At 46.1% G+C, this 15,612-nt stretch carries 9 protein-coding genes; 1 reads left to right on the top strand and 8 read right to left on the bottom strand.

The annotated features are described in order from the left end of the window. Positions 1–972: 972 nt before the first annotated feature. From JCM19039_RS02150 to JCM19039_RS21390, 4 genes are read right to left on the bottom strand one after another with little or no spacing between them, the layout of a single operon-like run. Positions 973–2,973 (bottom strand): carboxypeptidase regulatory-like domain-containing protein, encoded by a 2,001-nt coding sequence (locus JCM19039_RS02150; RefSeq protein ID WP_042423376.1) that lies wholly within the window; start codon positions 2,971–2,973, stop codon positions 973–975. Positions 2,974–3,017: 44 nt separating this feature from the next. Next, complete coding sequence (locus tag JCM19039_RS02145) at positions 3,018–6,206, bottom strand: carboxypeptidase regulatory-like domain-containing protein (RefSeq protein ID WP_042423373.1); 3,189 nt, start codon at positions 6,204–6,206, stop codon at positions 3,018–3,020. Positions 6,207–6,238: 32 nt separating this feature from the next. Further along, positions 6,239–7,657: a PQQ-binding-like beta-propeller repeat protein gene (locus tag JCM19039_RS02140; RefSeq protein WP_081834278.1), complete on the bottom strand. Its 1,419-nt coding sequence runs from the start codon at positions 7,655–7,657 to the stop codon at positions 6,239–6,241. After that, positions 7,582–10,020, bottom strand: a complete 2,439-nt coding sequence (locus JCM19039_RS21390; protein WP_052398433.1) for a S8 family serine peptidase — start codon at positions 10,018–10,020, stop codon at positions 7,582–7,584. The genes JCM19039_RS02140 and JCM19039_RS21390 overlap by 76 nt, the downstream gene beginning before the upstream one ends. 236 nt (positions 10,021–10,256) lie before the next feature. Between JCM19039_RS21390 and gdhA the strand changes: the two genes are divergently transcribed. Next, positions 10,257–11,609 carry an NADP-specific glutamate dehydrogenase gene (gene gdhA, locus JCM19039_RS02130; RefSeq protein ID WP_042423367.1) on the top strand — a complete coding sequence of 451 codons (1,353 nt, stop codon included), beginning with the start codon at positions 10,257–10,259 and terminating at the stop codon, positions 11,607–11,609. 54 nt (positions 11,610–11,663) lie between these two features. Here gdhA and JCM19039_RS02125 read toward each other — a convergent pair whose 3' ends face one another. The 4 genes from JCM19039_RS02125 to JCM19039_RS27030 form a co-directional block, all read right to left on the bottom strand. Then, positions 11,664–12,956, bottom strand: a complete 1,293-nt coding sequence (locus JCM19039_RS02125; RefSeq protein ID WP_042423364.1) for a metal ABC transporter solute-binding protein, Zn/Mn family — start codon at positions 12,954–12,956, stop codon at positions 11,664–11,666. A gap of 159 nt (positions 12,957–13,115) precedes the next feature. Next, positions 13,116–13,763 carry a DUF899 domain-containing protein gene (locus tag JCM19039_RS02120; protein ID WP_255343610.1) on the bottom strand — a complete coding sequence of 216 codons (648 nt, stop codon included), beginning with the start codon at positions 13,761–13,763 and terminating at the stop codon, positions 13,116–13,118. A 635-nt stretch (positions 13,764–14,398) separates the two neighbouring features. Continuing rightward, the gene (locus tag JCM19039_RS27035) at positions 14,399–14,800 is read right to left on the bottom strand and encodes a hypothetical protein (protein ID WP_307190123.1); all 402 of its coding nucleotides are present in this window, start codon (positions 14,798–14,800) and stop codon (positions 14,399–14,401) included. Positions 14,801–14,847: 47 nt separating this feature from the next. Continuing rightward, positions 14,848–15,606, bottom strand: coding sequence for a M20/M25/M40 family metallo-hydrolase (locus JCM19039_RS27030; RefSeq protein WP_307190122.1), 759 nt, complete (start codon positions 15,604–15,606; stop codon positions 14,848–14,850). Positions 15,607–15,612 lie beyond the last annotated feature (6 nt).

Here is a 15,612-nt window from a genome sequence, read left to right as displayed (position 1 = left end):
ATATGTGACCGTTGAGGGCGGAAAGTGCCCGGTTTGAGGGCTGGATTGTCACATAAGTAAGAGGTCATAACATTGCTGGTGCCAGGTGGTGACCAGCAATCACATCTTTTTACCCTTCGGCCAACGTTTTCCGTGTTGTCCGCAACCCTTGCAGTGACGAACAACGATCGGCAACGAAGTTGTCGATGTGAGATGAATTTCAACAGACAATAGGTAGGAGTTTGCCCGTAAAGACCGATCTCGGTCATCGGATTCAGTGCATTTCTTTCGTTCAACCAAGATAAATTGAATGGATTTTACATTCTCTTAATTTGCGTTGTTGGGCGTTGGGTGGGAGGGATAGCCCAGTGCTGGGTGCAATGTTGCGCGCAAGTTTGCCTAGTTTAACGATTTTGGTGCTCATTCCGCTAAACTCCTGCGCAGTTTGTTCCAACTTGCGCGCAGATTCCAAGCTGAAGTGCCAACGACACGTCGGCATCAAAAGGGCCGAAACGAAACCGCACTCGGTTCGGCGCGGCTCGCGCCGACGTCTTGTGGATACTTCATTGCGGGGATGTACACATAACCCGGTAATCTGTTACCGAGTTTATGAGAATATACCGCTTTTCCTACGATTCCCCCAACTCGAGCACAGTTTCCACTTTCCCAAGCTTACCACTGGTTCTTGAAGAAATTCTTTCGTTCAACTCATATAGATCACCAATCTCCTAATGATTCCCAAATGTTGTACGATTAGAGTTTTATGTGAGCAAACACCACCTTCATCTCGGTAGAGAACGAATGCTATACTTGGCTGGCGCGAGTTCTCTCTAGAATTACTCACTCAGATCGAGCGCCTAAAAAAATGAACGAATTCCTCCTTCCAAAGCCTCCTTCATTCTCTCCATATTACGTTCACGTCCCAAAACCAAACTAATCTTCACCACACTATCCCCCTGAATCATCCGATGATTCAGGGGGATTCCTTCATTATCATGTCACTATTCCGTTATGCGGCGGCATCTTGATCCGCGGCCTTGGATCTGGCAGCTCGATTGCCGGTAACACTGTAATGACCATTTCATCATCGGATCGAACACTTCCTGCTTCGTTTACAGCTTCTGCATGAAGTACATACTCACCAGGAGCGAGTGTTAACCTGGTAGAAAACACGCCATGTTCGTCACTGTATACCGCCTCCAATCGCTCTTCTCCTGTGTAGATTTGAATGCGTGTATTCGGATCCGCTGTTCCTTCTACAATTATGGAACGTTCCCGGTATTCACCTGATGTTTCTTTCCAAACCGGGGCGTTCGGAAGTGGTACTTCATCCATTTCCGCTTCCTTCGCCCAAGTAACGGCTTCAAGGAACAATTCTTTTCCATCTGTCGCCCACCCTCGTTCAGGGCCTGTCATGTTATTGACGGCAAACATAGAAAGCAATACGTGTACATGAGATTGACTTCGGTATTCATACCCAAACCCTGTACCTCGTTCCGTATCACCGACAACAACTTGTCCACCTACGGTTCCTTCATAACCTGTAAACGTTGCGTACGGACTTCCTTCAGCTAGAATCTGAATTTGCTCATCGGCGAACGAAGCAAAGATTGGATGGTCTTTGGTCTGGATCGACACTGCCCCTTCACCGTATCCTTGCTCGTCTCGATGAAACCCGTCAAAGATTTCGCTTAATGCTTGGAATGTGCCACTATTCCCCCACGTATCCAACAAGACGAGACTCACATTAGCAGCGTCCGTAAGATCAATAATTTGTTGGAGTTGGGCAACGTCTGTCGCTTCATTGACAATCACAAGGTCAAACGCCTCTACGTTGAGTTCTCCGTCTGCTTGAATCGGTACTGCTGCGATATCCTGTTGCTGTAAGAATGTGCTTAGCTCTCCTCGGTAATCACCAACAACAGCAACATCGTGTGCTGACAGTTCCACATTTACCGTTTCATCATGCCCATCTTCTAGAGTGATTTCTCTTATTACATTCATGTATCCTTCTTTGTGGAATTCAAGTGTATAAGATCCTGCCACCAATCCTTCGAATACGTATTCTCCACCAGCGTTTGTTTCGGCACTTCTCGTTTCTCCGTTATCCAATACTACGCTCACTTCTTGTAACGAGTCCCCCGTTGTACCATCTGTAACAACACCCGCCACTTGCATAACCGGCAGTGATTGCAATGTGAAATTCACTTCTACTGATTCACTATTACTTGCGACAGTCACTTGCTTTTCTTCGTATTCATAGCCGTCTCGCTCCGCTCGAATTGTGTAATCACCTGCTGCGACACTAAGCTGATACTCACCCTCTTCATTGGTTACAGTCTGACGATCAAGCGCATTAATACGCACGGTTGCGCCTTCCAATCTCTCACCATCTTCATCTGTGACAACGCCCACAATTTCTGAAGATGCCGATTGCGAAGCCCATCGAATCCCATTAATGAATATCGTTTTTGCATCTTCTGTCCAGCGATGATTCGGATGACCGTATGTGGACGATGCGAGTCCGGCCATAAGCAAATGAACATGATTGCTTGAACGGAATTCGTATCCGATGCTAGAACCGAGCTCTTGTTGCTCAAGGCCTACACTACTTGCAATCACTTGTCCATCGTAATCATTAAATACCGCATACTGTTGGTTCCCACTCGCGTTATGAAGTACATCAATCCGCTCTCCTTCTTCGAACCCTGCAAAAATCGGATGCTCTTCGGCAACTTCATAACGAACGGTATTCGCTACAAACCCTTGAGACGTGCTACTCGGGTTCCCGGTGTAATCACGCAATGCATTAATCGGACTTGCGCCGAATTGACTTAAAAACACAAGACTCGTCTCCGCATCATCTGCTGCTTGAATCAATTGTTGAAACGCTTGTTCTGAGGCAGGTGCAGGTGCTTCATTCATAATAATCACCTCATAATCACCCGCTTGTTCTGTCAGCTGTTCAACTTGATTTCTTGCATACTCGGACACATCATACCCTTCTTCTTCAAGCAGTGGTCCTAAACGATCATGATTTACAGGAGAGGCAAACAGCGCAACATCATCTGCCCTATTAGATTGATTTGCACTGACGTCTCCTCTCCCTCAGTGATCGTTACTTGCTCTGTTACAGGTTGAAATCCTTCTTTATAAAAACGAATATCGTAATTTCCTTCCGGAAGCGTTACGGCAAATGTCCCGTCTTCTCCCGTCGATGTTGTAACACCACTGTTTATAACGTCAACGACTACCCCTTCTAACGGTTCACCTGCCCCTAATATTTCTCCGATCAGCTGCCCTGATTGATCCACTTCCATTTCAAATACTTGCTCAATAACGTTACCATTTTCGATCGATTGTTCATACGTAACATCTCGATGTCCAAACGCAGATAAATGAAGCGTGTACGTGCCTTCAGGCAACGCGATAAAAAATTCGCCATTAGCACGTGTTTCTACTTCATCTCCAGTCTCTTCAATGTGAATGGTTCCTTGGACCGGTGTACCGAAGTTGTTCATGAGCGTCCCATGAATTTCGCCTGCGTAACTTTCTTCTGTATCAATTGCATAAAGAATCGCGTTATCAATAATTTGCGCGCGATTGTCATCATAGTTCTCATGCCCAGGATAGAAGTGAGTATTAATGGTCATGCCTGCTAGCAGAATTTCAATACTCTCCGCTGTCCTCCCCTTCATCCCGACCATGCTACCGATGTTGTCCACGCCTTCTTTTGTTTGCTCAGCTAAAATATGACCGCTATACCCATCAAAACCGTAATAGTAGTTTGATTGATTCGTAAATGTAAATGTCTCATCCACATTGGCAAAAATCGGGTGATCGGTCGCTGTCACCAAAGCTGCATTCTCACCGGCCACATTTCCCCGGTACTCTATTTCAGGATCATTCATATAATCTACGAGATAACGAATGCTTCCTCTACCCCCATGTTGACCTGTCCAAATCACAGGCGTACGAGTCGCATCTAACGCTTCTGTAAAGCGGATAAACTCCTCTTCGCTCGGAATGAGTTGGTTATTGAAATCAGAATTGGCAAATACGAGATCCACTTCTTCAATCATTTCTGTGTCCGTATACAGAAAATCTTCCGTAACGTAACCTTGATATTGTAAATAACTGCTCAGGTTAGCACCTGTTCCTGATGAACGGTCGACAATGATGCCTACAGTTGGTGAGCTCCGCATTCCTATTTCTAATTGGATATTCTCATTCGGAGCTACGTCCACATCAACTTCTTGACGCAACAAGCCTTCTTTATAAAGAGAGACGGTATAAGAACCTGGCTCCACTGCATCAAATCTAAAACTACCATCAGCGTTCGTTGCTGTAGTGCGCTCCGTTGGCTGAAGTGATACTTCCACATCAGCAATCGCACCGTACTCAAACAGTTGATTCACACTGCCTTGAATGCTTCCCGCATCTTCAGCCGCTGGTAGCACAATATCAAGCATTTCAAGATCTTCATTTATGCTTACCTCAATTTCTTCTGTCGCATAACCAAATGCCTCCACGCGCACATTTGCTTCACCAGCAATGGATGGGATGGTGAAAGAAGCATCATCTTCAGCTGTTCGATCTGCGAGCGTCGCATCATCGATTGAAACCGTCACATCCGCGCGAATGGCTTCGCCATTTTCATTGGTTACCGTTCCTGCTACTTCGTAAAACTGTTCGTACGCGGCCCAAAGGGTTGCGTCGATGAACATGTCCTTCCCGGATGCCGTATAATCATCACCAGACTTGGCGATCTCAACGGCATGAGCACTCATGAGAAGTTCAACACTCTCCGGTGATGTCGGCGTGAACGCCACACCTGTTCCGTGAGGCGCTTCACCTACATGTGCCACCTGAGCAAGGGAGAATCCATCATACTCATTAAACGCAGTTACTCTGCTCGCTGTTGGCGTTAACAGTCCAATATTGCCTGTTTCGTTAGCAAAAATCGGATGTTCGTCTTCAACAACATACTCAGCAGCCGTTTGACGATGGTCAACTCTCGTACGTTCCCCAGGATGGTCCCGGTGGTTGTGAAGATGCGAAATTCCACCACCACTAAAATAAGTGTCTCCGTACACTACGCTCGTTTCCCTCGCTATCGCTGCTTCTTCAAAAGCGGCAAAGTCTGATGCACTGACATTGGTTTCATTGTTAAACCAAACCACATCATAGTCTCCGACGGTTTCTACGATGTCGGCTGTTGAACTGTACCGTTCTGCTTCGATATTTACTTCCTCAAAAATGGCTTGTAAGTGATCATTACCAATCGCACGGTCTCCTATAATGGCGACGTTCGGTACCGGCTCCATGAAGATTTGTTGCTCAACCGAGGAAGACGCGACCGTAACTGTCGTCTCGAAGTGGACAAATGATTCGAGTTGTGACGTTAATTGATATTCGCCTTCTGTTAGCTCAGTAAAGACATAGGATCCCTCTCCATCGGACGTCGTTTCTTGAATGACCTCCCCACCTTCATCACGCAGCTGCAATTTAGCCCCTTCTAGCGGAGTGTTGGTTTGCGCGTTCACGACATCCCCACTAATCTGACTGCCGTCAGATTCGCCCATCTCCACTTCTATTACACCGGCTTCTCCGTAAACAAAGTCAACGTCAACGGTTTCGATCTCATATCCCGAATGACGAACTTCTACAGTAAATTCACCTTCTTCATGATGCAACACGGCTTCACCGTCACGATCAGCTGTCGTTTGCAAACCTGTTTCACGAACCGTCGTTCTTGCTTGTAAAGGATCCCCATTCGTATCCACGATCGTTACGCGCAGTTCTCCAAATCGTGTTTCTTCATCTAATAAATAATCCAACGTTGCGAGCAACACTTCGTGTTGGCCATGTAGCCAATGTTGTTGAGGTTGGTTCCAACTCGCTGCTGTAAATGTTGATAACAGCACATGTGCGCTCTCTTCAGACACAGGTTTGTAAGCAACGCCAGTTCCTGCAGTCCCGATCAAACCACTCTCAATATCTCCCAAATGGATGCCGCTGTACCCGTTAAACCACGATGCGTTTGCACTACTTGCAAAGGGTAACCGGTTCCCTGGCGCTAACCCTTGCAATATCGGATGAGCTTGTTGTACCTCTAATGTAAGAGAAGTCGATCCATAGTTTGATTGATGTGAGTCAGGGTCTCCGTAGTACTCGACGAGATGTTGAATCGATCCATAACTCGGTCCCCACGTATCAGCGAACACGAGGTCAACATCTTCGGCATTCGCCTCATCAATTAAATCTCGTACTTCCTCATCACTCGGTTGCCAGCCGCCTGAACATATGCCCCGTTCAAGTACACCACTTCATATCGCTCAATGTCATCAACAAAACCATCCCACTCACGCTCTTCGACACGGTACCCTTGCTGCGTGATTAGATCTGTTATTGATGACTCGTAGTCGTTTAACACAGCAATATCAAAAGGTGCCATCTGCCAATCCACTCTTTTTCGCTGCCCTTCAACAATCGTCAATTCAGACTGAAAATCTTCATATCCACCTGCTTTTGCTGTTACTGTATACGTTCCGGCAGCAATATTGTCTAACTCAAATCGGCCTGATTCATTCGTTGTCCATTTAATTTCAGTATCTTGCAGTGAGAACTCGACACCAGAAATCGGTTCTCCAGTTCTTTCATTTGTAACTGTACCGATAAACCTTCCATCTCCAACCGGCGCCAAAGAGTACTCCTGCTCATGAATATGCCCAGATCGAAACTCGAGCGTCTCGATAACTTGCTCGTATCCATACGCACCGACACGCACCTCATGTTCTCCAGGCAATACTTCGAGAAGAAACTCTCCTTGCTCGTCCGCGGTGACCACTTGATCCGTTCCCACAACGCGAACCGTACCTTGAAGAGCTTCACCGGACTCATCAGCAATCACACCAGTGAGCATACCTGGGGACAAAAATGAAAGGAGCGCATCATGAGTCGTCATAAATAAGTTCCCATCAAGAATGGCTGGGGTGGAGCTACTCGCTGCACCTATTCCCCATTGACCGAGACTTTCACCATTCGCACTATCAATGGCTGTCAATGTGTTCGTATTGTCGGACAAGTAAAAGGTGCCGCTCCCGTCCATTGCCCCGTTGTTCACCGTTGTACCCACCTCACGGTTTTCCCAAATCATTTCACCCGTGTCGGTATCAAATCCCCGTACACCACCTACAGTTGCGGAACTCGCAATCACAACTGATCCAGCGACTACCGGTCCAGCGGCTTGCGTATCACCCATCCCATCAGCTTCCCATAGAACAGTTCCACTATTCGCTTCGATCGCATACAGGGTCCCATTTGCTGAGAAATTCGTACTAAACGCATAAATTGTGCCATCTTTCACTGCAGGCGTTGCCGCAAACCCTTCTTGGCTACCCGTTTGTACATGCCAGTTTTCAGACCCATCTTCAAGAGACAAGGCATAAATCGCTCTGCCTGAGTATGAACCTACGACCAATTGCTCCTCGGCAATCGCCGCACCAAAATACGTATCTCCTTGAACTTCGGTACGCCACAATTCACTGCCATTCTCAGCTTGAATCGCCACGACCGTCGTGTTTCCACTAATGTTCGACGTTAAATATAAAACACCGTCATGATACAGAGGTGACTCATAAATCGGCACATTGTCGAGAACGATTTCCCAATCCACGACCCCGGTATCGAGATGAATACGATACAGCCGTTGATTCTGCCTCCTGTTACATACACATAATCACCGGCAATGGTCGGCGTGGAACGATTCAAACTTTGCGTACGGTACGACCACCTTGTTTCTTCACGATCACGATCCACCGCATGCACATAGCCCGCATCTGTCGTATAAACGATCGTGTCCTCATTCGCAACCGGTGAGGAGAAAATCGTTCTTCCCGGGGCTGATGATTCCCACGCTAAGTCTACAAAGGATGAATCAACATGTGAATCCGCAACGGCATTTCTTTCAACATTCTGATTTCTCGTTTGCCAGTACGGCTCCTCCGATGTTTCACTTCGTTGGACGGTAATCGTCACTTCATCGGTAGCGGCAACATCCACCTCGTATGTTGTGTTGGCAATTCCACGCCCACTCACACTCAATGTGTAAACACCTAAAGGCAAGCCACGAATCGTAAATGCCCCGTTATCATCTGTCCAAACGGCAGAGAGCGGCGCGTCTTGCACCCGAATCCTCGCAGCGGGCACCCCTTCCCCGTCTTCATCAACGACCAATCCTGAGAGATCCGTCTGTGCAGTTTCATTTAAGGTGACGGCCAATTCAACCGTCTCCCCACGTGTCACTTCAAAGGAAAATTCACTCGTCTCATACCCGAACGCTCGAGCAAGTCCGACGTGACTGCCTTCTCTTATTGAAAAAGCAAACGTCCCGTCATCGTTCGTATCCACGTGGATTTGCTCTTGTTCGACTTCGATGCTGCCGGGAATTGCGTTACCATCAGAATCGGTAAGTGTTCCTTCGACAGTGCCTGCGTAACCTGCGATGGTTACCGCTTGATAGGCGTTCGCAATCCCTTCTCCGTAAATGACATTTGGCAAGCTGCCCATATGTGTTTCTGCTCTTGCAGTATCTTTTAATACGTTTCGAATGTCTTGGATCGTCATGTCTGTGTTGGCTTCAATCATGAGAGCAATGACGCCGGCAACGTGGGGCGCTGCCATTGATGTCCCACTAATCGTATGATACCCTCCCCCTGGCCACGCAGAATAGATTTGCGCACCTGGCGCAGACACTTCCGGCTTGATGTAAGATTCTCCGTCCCACACTACCGGCCCTCGACTTGAGAAGTCGGCAATCTGATCCAATCGATTTGTTGCTCCTATAGCAAACGATTCAGGGAAACTGGCTGGAGAACCGATCGTTCCCCCTCCTGGTCCTTCATTACCTGCAGAAAACAACGGGAAAATCCCGGCGGCTTCCCAAGCTCGTACCCCTTCTAGAAATGTGGTCGCGTACGTATTCGCATTTCCCCATGAGTTGTTCACTACGTCAGGCGCCATCTCTGGGTCACCACCTGGCGCGAGAAACCATTGAAACGCTTGGTGAATGCCTGTCTCTGTGGCAGACCCACTATCATTAAAAATCTTTACAGCAATCCACTCAGCTCCTGGAGCGACACCGATCGGCTCCCCGTCATTGCCCCCAACTGCCGTACCTGCAACGTGCGTGCCGTGGCCATGACCATCTTGAGGATCTGCATATCCATTCGATGAAAAGTCTGCCCAAGAATAGTCGTGATTATTTGCTGAGCCTCGGTAGTTTTCGTGTAGCGCTTCATGATCTCCTTCAACACCTGTGTCCATAATTCCGACAACTACGCCATCTCCTTCAATGCCGTACGTCTCCCATACGTCAGGTGCATATACTTTTTCTAACCCCCATTCAGGAAGGCGCGGCTCTGTTTCTACCTCCACCTCTGGTACAGTAAATGTCTCTTCTTTAGTAATATGAGACACATCTGGAAGTTGCTTTATTTCAGCAAGTGCAGCTTCTGTAACACGCACAGAAATGGCATTAATAATCCATAATGAAGCAACTTCACTCGCTTCTCCTTGACTCGCCAAGTTCTCTAGCGCCGACAACACTTCTGTTTGTGTCGTATCTGCTCTGTCTGTAAGTTGGTCAATAATCGTTTGAATGCGTTCTGCTCGATGATTAATTGCTTGAGCGTCATCTAAGAATTCTTCGCTTTCACCATCTTCTATATGTACGATCACGCTCACGTCATCTTCTGATTCAAAAGCTTCCTGTACATCTTGATCAACCTTATCCGTACGCTCACGGTCTGCCGTGTCCCCTTCACGCGTTTCCACCCATTCTTCTAGGCCTCCTTGCACATGGGAATAAGGTTCGTCAACATCTTGAGAAGTCTCCTCTTGTTCGAGTTTCTTTTCTAATTCCAAATATTCGGAAATATCACCCCCTGTTGCATTACTTATTCCGGGTGGAATTAAACTAAATACGACTAAAAAGCACATAAAAATCATCATCAACTTCTTCAGCCCGTTGCTATACATCAACATTCCTCCTTTTTAGACTATTAGTAATAGTAAAAATATATCACGACGAAATTTACATGCCTATCAGCCGATTCTATGCACTTTTATGTCGAAGGTTACGTCTTATGAATCAATAGTTTCCTTCTCCTCCATAGCATTGAACTATACCGAGCAATTTCACTAGTTGATGTAACTTACTATGTTATACTGAAGCCAACTTTTCGATAAATTGTCCTAGTGAAAGGGTGGTTCAAATGTCTAAAGAACAAGCGCAAACCTATGTCGATCAGGTTCTCGCATCTGTAAAAGAGAGAAATCCCCACGAAGAAGAATTTCAGCAAGCGACAGAGGAGATCCTCGAGTCTCTCGTCCCTCTACTCGCTGAGCACCCGAAGTATCAGAAGTTTGGGATTTTAGAGAGAATGGTCGAGCCTGACCGACTCATTACCTTTCGTGTCCCTTGGGTCGATGATGAGGGCACGGTTCAAGTGAACCGCGGGTACCGCGTCCAATTCAATGCTGCTCTTGGTCCGTATAAAGGCGGTCTTCGCTTTGACCCTTCCGTAAACAGCAGCATCATCAAATTTCTCGGCTTCGAACAAATCTTCAAAAACTCACTTACAGGCCAAGGAATCGGCGGAGGAAAAGGCGGTGCCGATTTTAATCCTAAAGGCAAATCCAATGCAGAAATTATGAGATTCACTCAAAGTTTCATGAGCGAGTTAGCAAAATATATCGGCCCAAATGTTGACGTTCCAGCAGGAGATATTGGCGTCGGCGGCAGAGAAATCAACTATATGGTTGGGCAATACAAGAAGATTAACGGCACAAAAGAGGCCGGTGCTTTTACCGGTAAAGAAATCGACATCGGTGGTAGCCTCACCCGCACGGAATCGACAGGTTACGGTGTCGTGTACTTTGTTGAGAATATGCTCAAAGAAGAAAACAAGACATTAGAAGGGCAAAGAGTTGTCGTTTCCGGAGCTGGTAAAGTATCCATCTATGCGATGGAAAAAGCGGTAGAACTCGGAGGCACAGTCGTTGCTTGTAATGATTCTAGTGGCTACATCTATGATAAAAACGGAATCAACGTAGAAACAATCAAGCAAATTAAAGAAGTCGAGAAGAAACGCATTCACGCCTATACCGAGCATCATCCAGAAGCAGAGTATTACGAGGATAAGAAGATTTGGGAAGTCGCTTGTGACGTCGCCTTGCCTTGTGCCACACAAAACGAATTAGACGAGGAAGACGCTAAACGCCTCGTCGAGAATGGCGTGCGCGTTGTTGCAGAAGGGGCTAATATGCCTTGTACACTTGAAGCGTTTCATCATTTCCGTGACAACAACGTCCAGTTTGCGCCAAGTAAAGCTGCAAACGCCGGTGGGGTTGCCGTATCGGCGCTAGAAATGGCACAAAACAGCTCGCGCGTATCTTGGTCATTTGAAGAAGTCGACACACAGCTAAAAGAAATTATGAAAGAAATCTTCGACAAAAGTTTAGCATCAGGTCGAAAATATCGATGCGAAGACAACTTATCAGATGGCGCCAATATTGCCGGTTTCAAGAAAGTCGCCGATGCAATGATTGCCCAAGGCATCGTCTAGTCATCAATTTTTTGGCCACCTATTATTGTAATAGGTGGCAAAAATATAAATGACTTAATCATTTAGCGCTTGTTGAAGTGTCTCAATGTTCATTTGCATCATGCTTACATAATCTTCGTCATTATCACTGTCTTCTTGAGAGATGCTCTCCATGTTCCGAAGAACTAAGCTCTCTGCACCAATCTCAGATTGAATCACTTCGGTAATCGTGGAGCTAACGTTGTTTTCGAAAATCACATAGTCTAAATTGTTCTCCTCGGCAATCGTTACAATGTTCACAAGTTCAGACTGTGATGGTTCTTGCGTCGATGACAAACCGTGGACACTTAATTGCTCCAAGCCGTACCGGTCTTCCCAATACCCGTATGCTGCGTGAGAAACAATGATTTGGTTGTGGTCGGCTTCCTCAAAAGTGCTTGTTAACGCTTCATCCAACTGCTCAAGATCGTCAATAAGTGCTTCATAGTTTGCCGTAAAATCATCTTCTTGTTCTGGTCGTAATTCAATGAGGACTTCTTTAATGTTTTCAGCAATTTGCTGACTGAGCACAGGATCGAGGAAAACATGTGGATCTCCCACGCCATGTTCTTCGTCATGATCATCAATAATCACGCTCACTTCATTTGTTTCAAGTAGAACTTCGTCCTCTTCATCGTACAAAACCGCTTTTAATTGTTTCGTTTCCGTAGCCTCGCCTGAGTATTCGAGTCCTTCGACATCCGTACGTTGCCAATCACCAGCTTCAGCTGTGCGAGTGTACCAGTGCCACTCACCATCGCCAGCGTCATCCGCATCGTCAATGTGGACATCGATCGTGTCACCTGTATGATAGTGGGCTTGAACGCCTTGAATGACAGGACCATCCTCATCTGCATGCTGTTCATCATGTGCATGATCATGATCTTCTTCATGGGCGTGGTCGTGACTATAATCATGACCTTCTTCCTCATGTCCGTGGTCATGTTCATGATGCCCCTCACCACGAAGATCGAGGTTCTCTCCAGCTGCAAACACATGGACGTTCTCATCTTCGAGAACTTCTTCCGCTGTATCAGCAAAAGGCTCCATCCCTACGCCAGAGTAAATAAACAGATCTTGTTCTGCCAACATCACAAATTCACTCGATGAAGGTTCAAATGTATGGGCATCGGCATTAGGTGGATAGATGCTCTCGACCTCTACATACTCCCCGCCAATCCGACTCGTGAAATCCTCAAGCGCATATAACGTCGTTGAAACCGCTAAAGGGTCCTCGTCTGTCGTGCCTTCATCGCTTTCATCTCCAGAATCTTGACATGCTGTAAGTATTACACTACTTGCTATGGTTAAAAAAAGTAATTTTTTCAATGTCCCAACCTCCCGTGATCGTCGCTATTCACTATACATGCATATAAATCGTAATGATTACGTTTTATAGATTACCCGTATTTTTTTTTACTGTCAACCTTTTCATTTAAAAAAGTGACCGCGGTTAGCGATCACGGAGGAGAATATATTTAGGACATTCTAATTGTACCTGTCATGATATTTCCACCAATTGTAAGTACTCGTTTGTTTTACCCAGTCGGGAGAGTCTTCCCATAATTCCTGCCTGCCCATTGGTGTAATATCAAGCAAACTCCACGTATCTCCCAACTTCTCCACACCTCTTGCTTCTGTCTGATAAGTAAGATAAATCGTTTCACCTCTACGCAAAAACACAGAATATAAGTGATTTTCTCCTGCTTTTGTTGTTCCTCCAAAATCTCGATTAAATGTGGATTTTTCCGATGAATACCACGGTACAGACCACCCCATTCGCTTCTTAAATGCCCTAAGTTTTTCATAAGGTGCACTTGAAATGAGAACAAGTTTTGTGTTTCTTGCTTCGAGGTGCGCTGGATGGCCAAAATGATCGACCATCATAGAACAACCTTCACACCCTTCATCCCAGTCTGAGGCAAACATAAAATGATAGACAATCAATTGATCTTTGCCATCAAAAAGTTCGTCTAGAGAAGCTTCACCATCTTCTCCCGCTAGCGAGTATGAATGATCAACTTCTGTCATGGGAAGCTTCCTTCGCATGGCAGCGAGCTCATCCCCTTTTTTCATGTACGCCTTCTCTAGCTCACGAAATTCAAACATCGACTTGCTCCACTCGCTATTTATCACTTGCTTATGAGAAGAATGACAACAGTCCTTCAACGTTCAAACCCCCTTTTATCATTTGTTACTACATCAAATAGTTTGACATTTTTAAAGAAACTCCTTCCCTTTCAAAATAAGAAGTGACACGTTCATTACAAAAGCCTAGAATCTATTTTAGTAGGAAAAACAAAACCTGTGGGGCACTATGATGCCGACCTTTATTGACCCAATACGATTGTTGAACTTTGAATTAACTGTCATATACTTACTGAGACCAACATCCGGTTGTGTACACCATGAGGCGGGGGCATGGTGCGGGAGGATTGTCGAATACGTGCACTCCGGGGTCGATTGTGTGCACTCACCCGTCGAATGCGTGCACTTCCGTGTCGAATACGTGCACTCTCCCCTCCCCGACCTCACAACGCCGCCCCCCTACAACAAAGGGCCGCCCAATAGGACAGCCCTTGCCGTTATCTTCTTTCTGAGTCATCTTGGTATGCAGCTTTTACAATACGGTTAATCTCACCGAGCTTATCTTTGAACATTAAACGAGCGCGGTGGGTTTTCGGTTTGGACATTCTCCGTGCGATAAATATCACCCCTGTTCATTATCATGAACGACAGAAGAAATATTTATGCAAAGAATTGTAGGGGTTTTATATGCTTAATGCTTCTCTTTGCTTGCTTCGAGACAATTCAAAAGTTTGTTTGATGTTTACTAATCGCTCTCGGTCTAGGAACAACTCTAATCCAATCAGCGCGAGCCCTACACCGCCATCGATGACCGCTTGGTCTCCTTTCGGCGAACTAGCCGCTTCCGCGAATTCCCTTGTATGACCGACAAGGTTATCGCCAATCTTAATATGGGGATGGATTGTAGGAAGAACTTGACTCACATTGCCTGTGTCCGTTGATCCAGCTGCTTGAGACGGTGTCTTTTGTACATCGTGACCGAGTTCTGTAAAAATGTCATAAAATAATTCGTTAAATGGATCGTTAGGTAGCAGTTCATCGATAGCGTTTTGGAATTCAGTAATTTCAAGGTCGGCCCCACTCATGAAACCGGCACCTTCAGCGATGCGATCAACTTTCTTCCTTACTTCATTTAGGTCATGCCTTGAAGCAGCCCGCAGGAAGAACCGAGCTCGAGCGTAGTCAGGTACAACATTTGGCGCCTTGCTCCATCAGGAATAACACCGTGAATTCGAATATCGTCTGCTAAATGCTCGCGCAATGCATTTATACCATTAAATAATTGAATCACACTATCAAGGGCATTTATTCCCTTTTCAGGTGTTGCAGATGCATGAGCCGTTCGTCCGTGGAAATGATAATCAACAGGATCAACCGCTAGAGAATGACCAGACACGCGCGTCTCTTTGCCCGGATGAATCATAATTGCAGCATCACCATCATCGAAGTACCCTCGATTAACAAAACTTGCTTTCGCACTGCCATTATCTCCACCTTCTTCTGCAGGCGTTCCAGCAACAGCCACCGTACCGCCAATTTCTTCAATAATTTTCCCTAGAAGAATGGCTGCCAATACGCTCGTCGTCCCGATGATATTATGGCCACAAGCATGCCCGATTTCTGGCAACGCATCGTACTCAGCAAGAAAGTATACGGTTGGACCTGGTTTTTCAGATGACTTTTTTGCAATAAATCCAGTCGAGTGTCCCGCAATGTTTCGCTGGACGGAGAACCCTTCACGTTCTAATTGCTTCGATAATTGTGCAGATGCATATACTTCTTCATTTCCTAATTCCGGACGTGCATGAATTTGCTGACTAATGGTGATAAAGGTTTGTTGGTGCGCTTTTGCGTAATCGGTAATGGTTTGTTTTAACGCTTCTCTCGTCATCGTAAT

The organism is Geomicrobium sp. JCM 19039, from assembly GCF_000698145.1.
Classification (GTDB): Bacteria; Bacillota; Bacilli; order Bacillales; family Marinococcaceae; genus Geomicrobium_A.
This window is presented reverse-complemented; position numbering and strand designations above follow the sequence as displayed.

Bases quoted from the DNA above. Each gene is read 5' to 3' on its own strand.
- JCM19039_RS21390 (WP_052398433.1), bottom strand. From the start codon at position 10,020: ATGTATAGCAACGGGCTGAAGAAGTTGATGATGATTTTTATGTGCTTT.
- gdhA (WP_042423367.1), top strand. From the start codon at position 10,257: ATGTCTAAAGAACAAGCGCAAACCTATGTCGATCAGGTTCTCGCATCT.
- JCM19039_RS27035 (WP_307190123.1), bottom strand. From the start codon at position 14,800: ATGAGTGGGGCCGACCTTGAAATTACTGAATTCCAAAACGCTATCGAT.
- JCM19039_RS27030 (WP_307190122.1), bottom strand. From the start codon at position 15,606: ATGACGAGAGAAGCGTTAAAACAAACCATTACCGATTACGCAAAAGCG.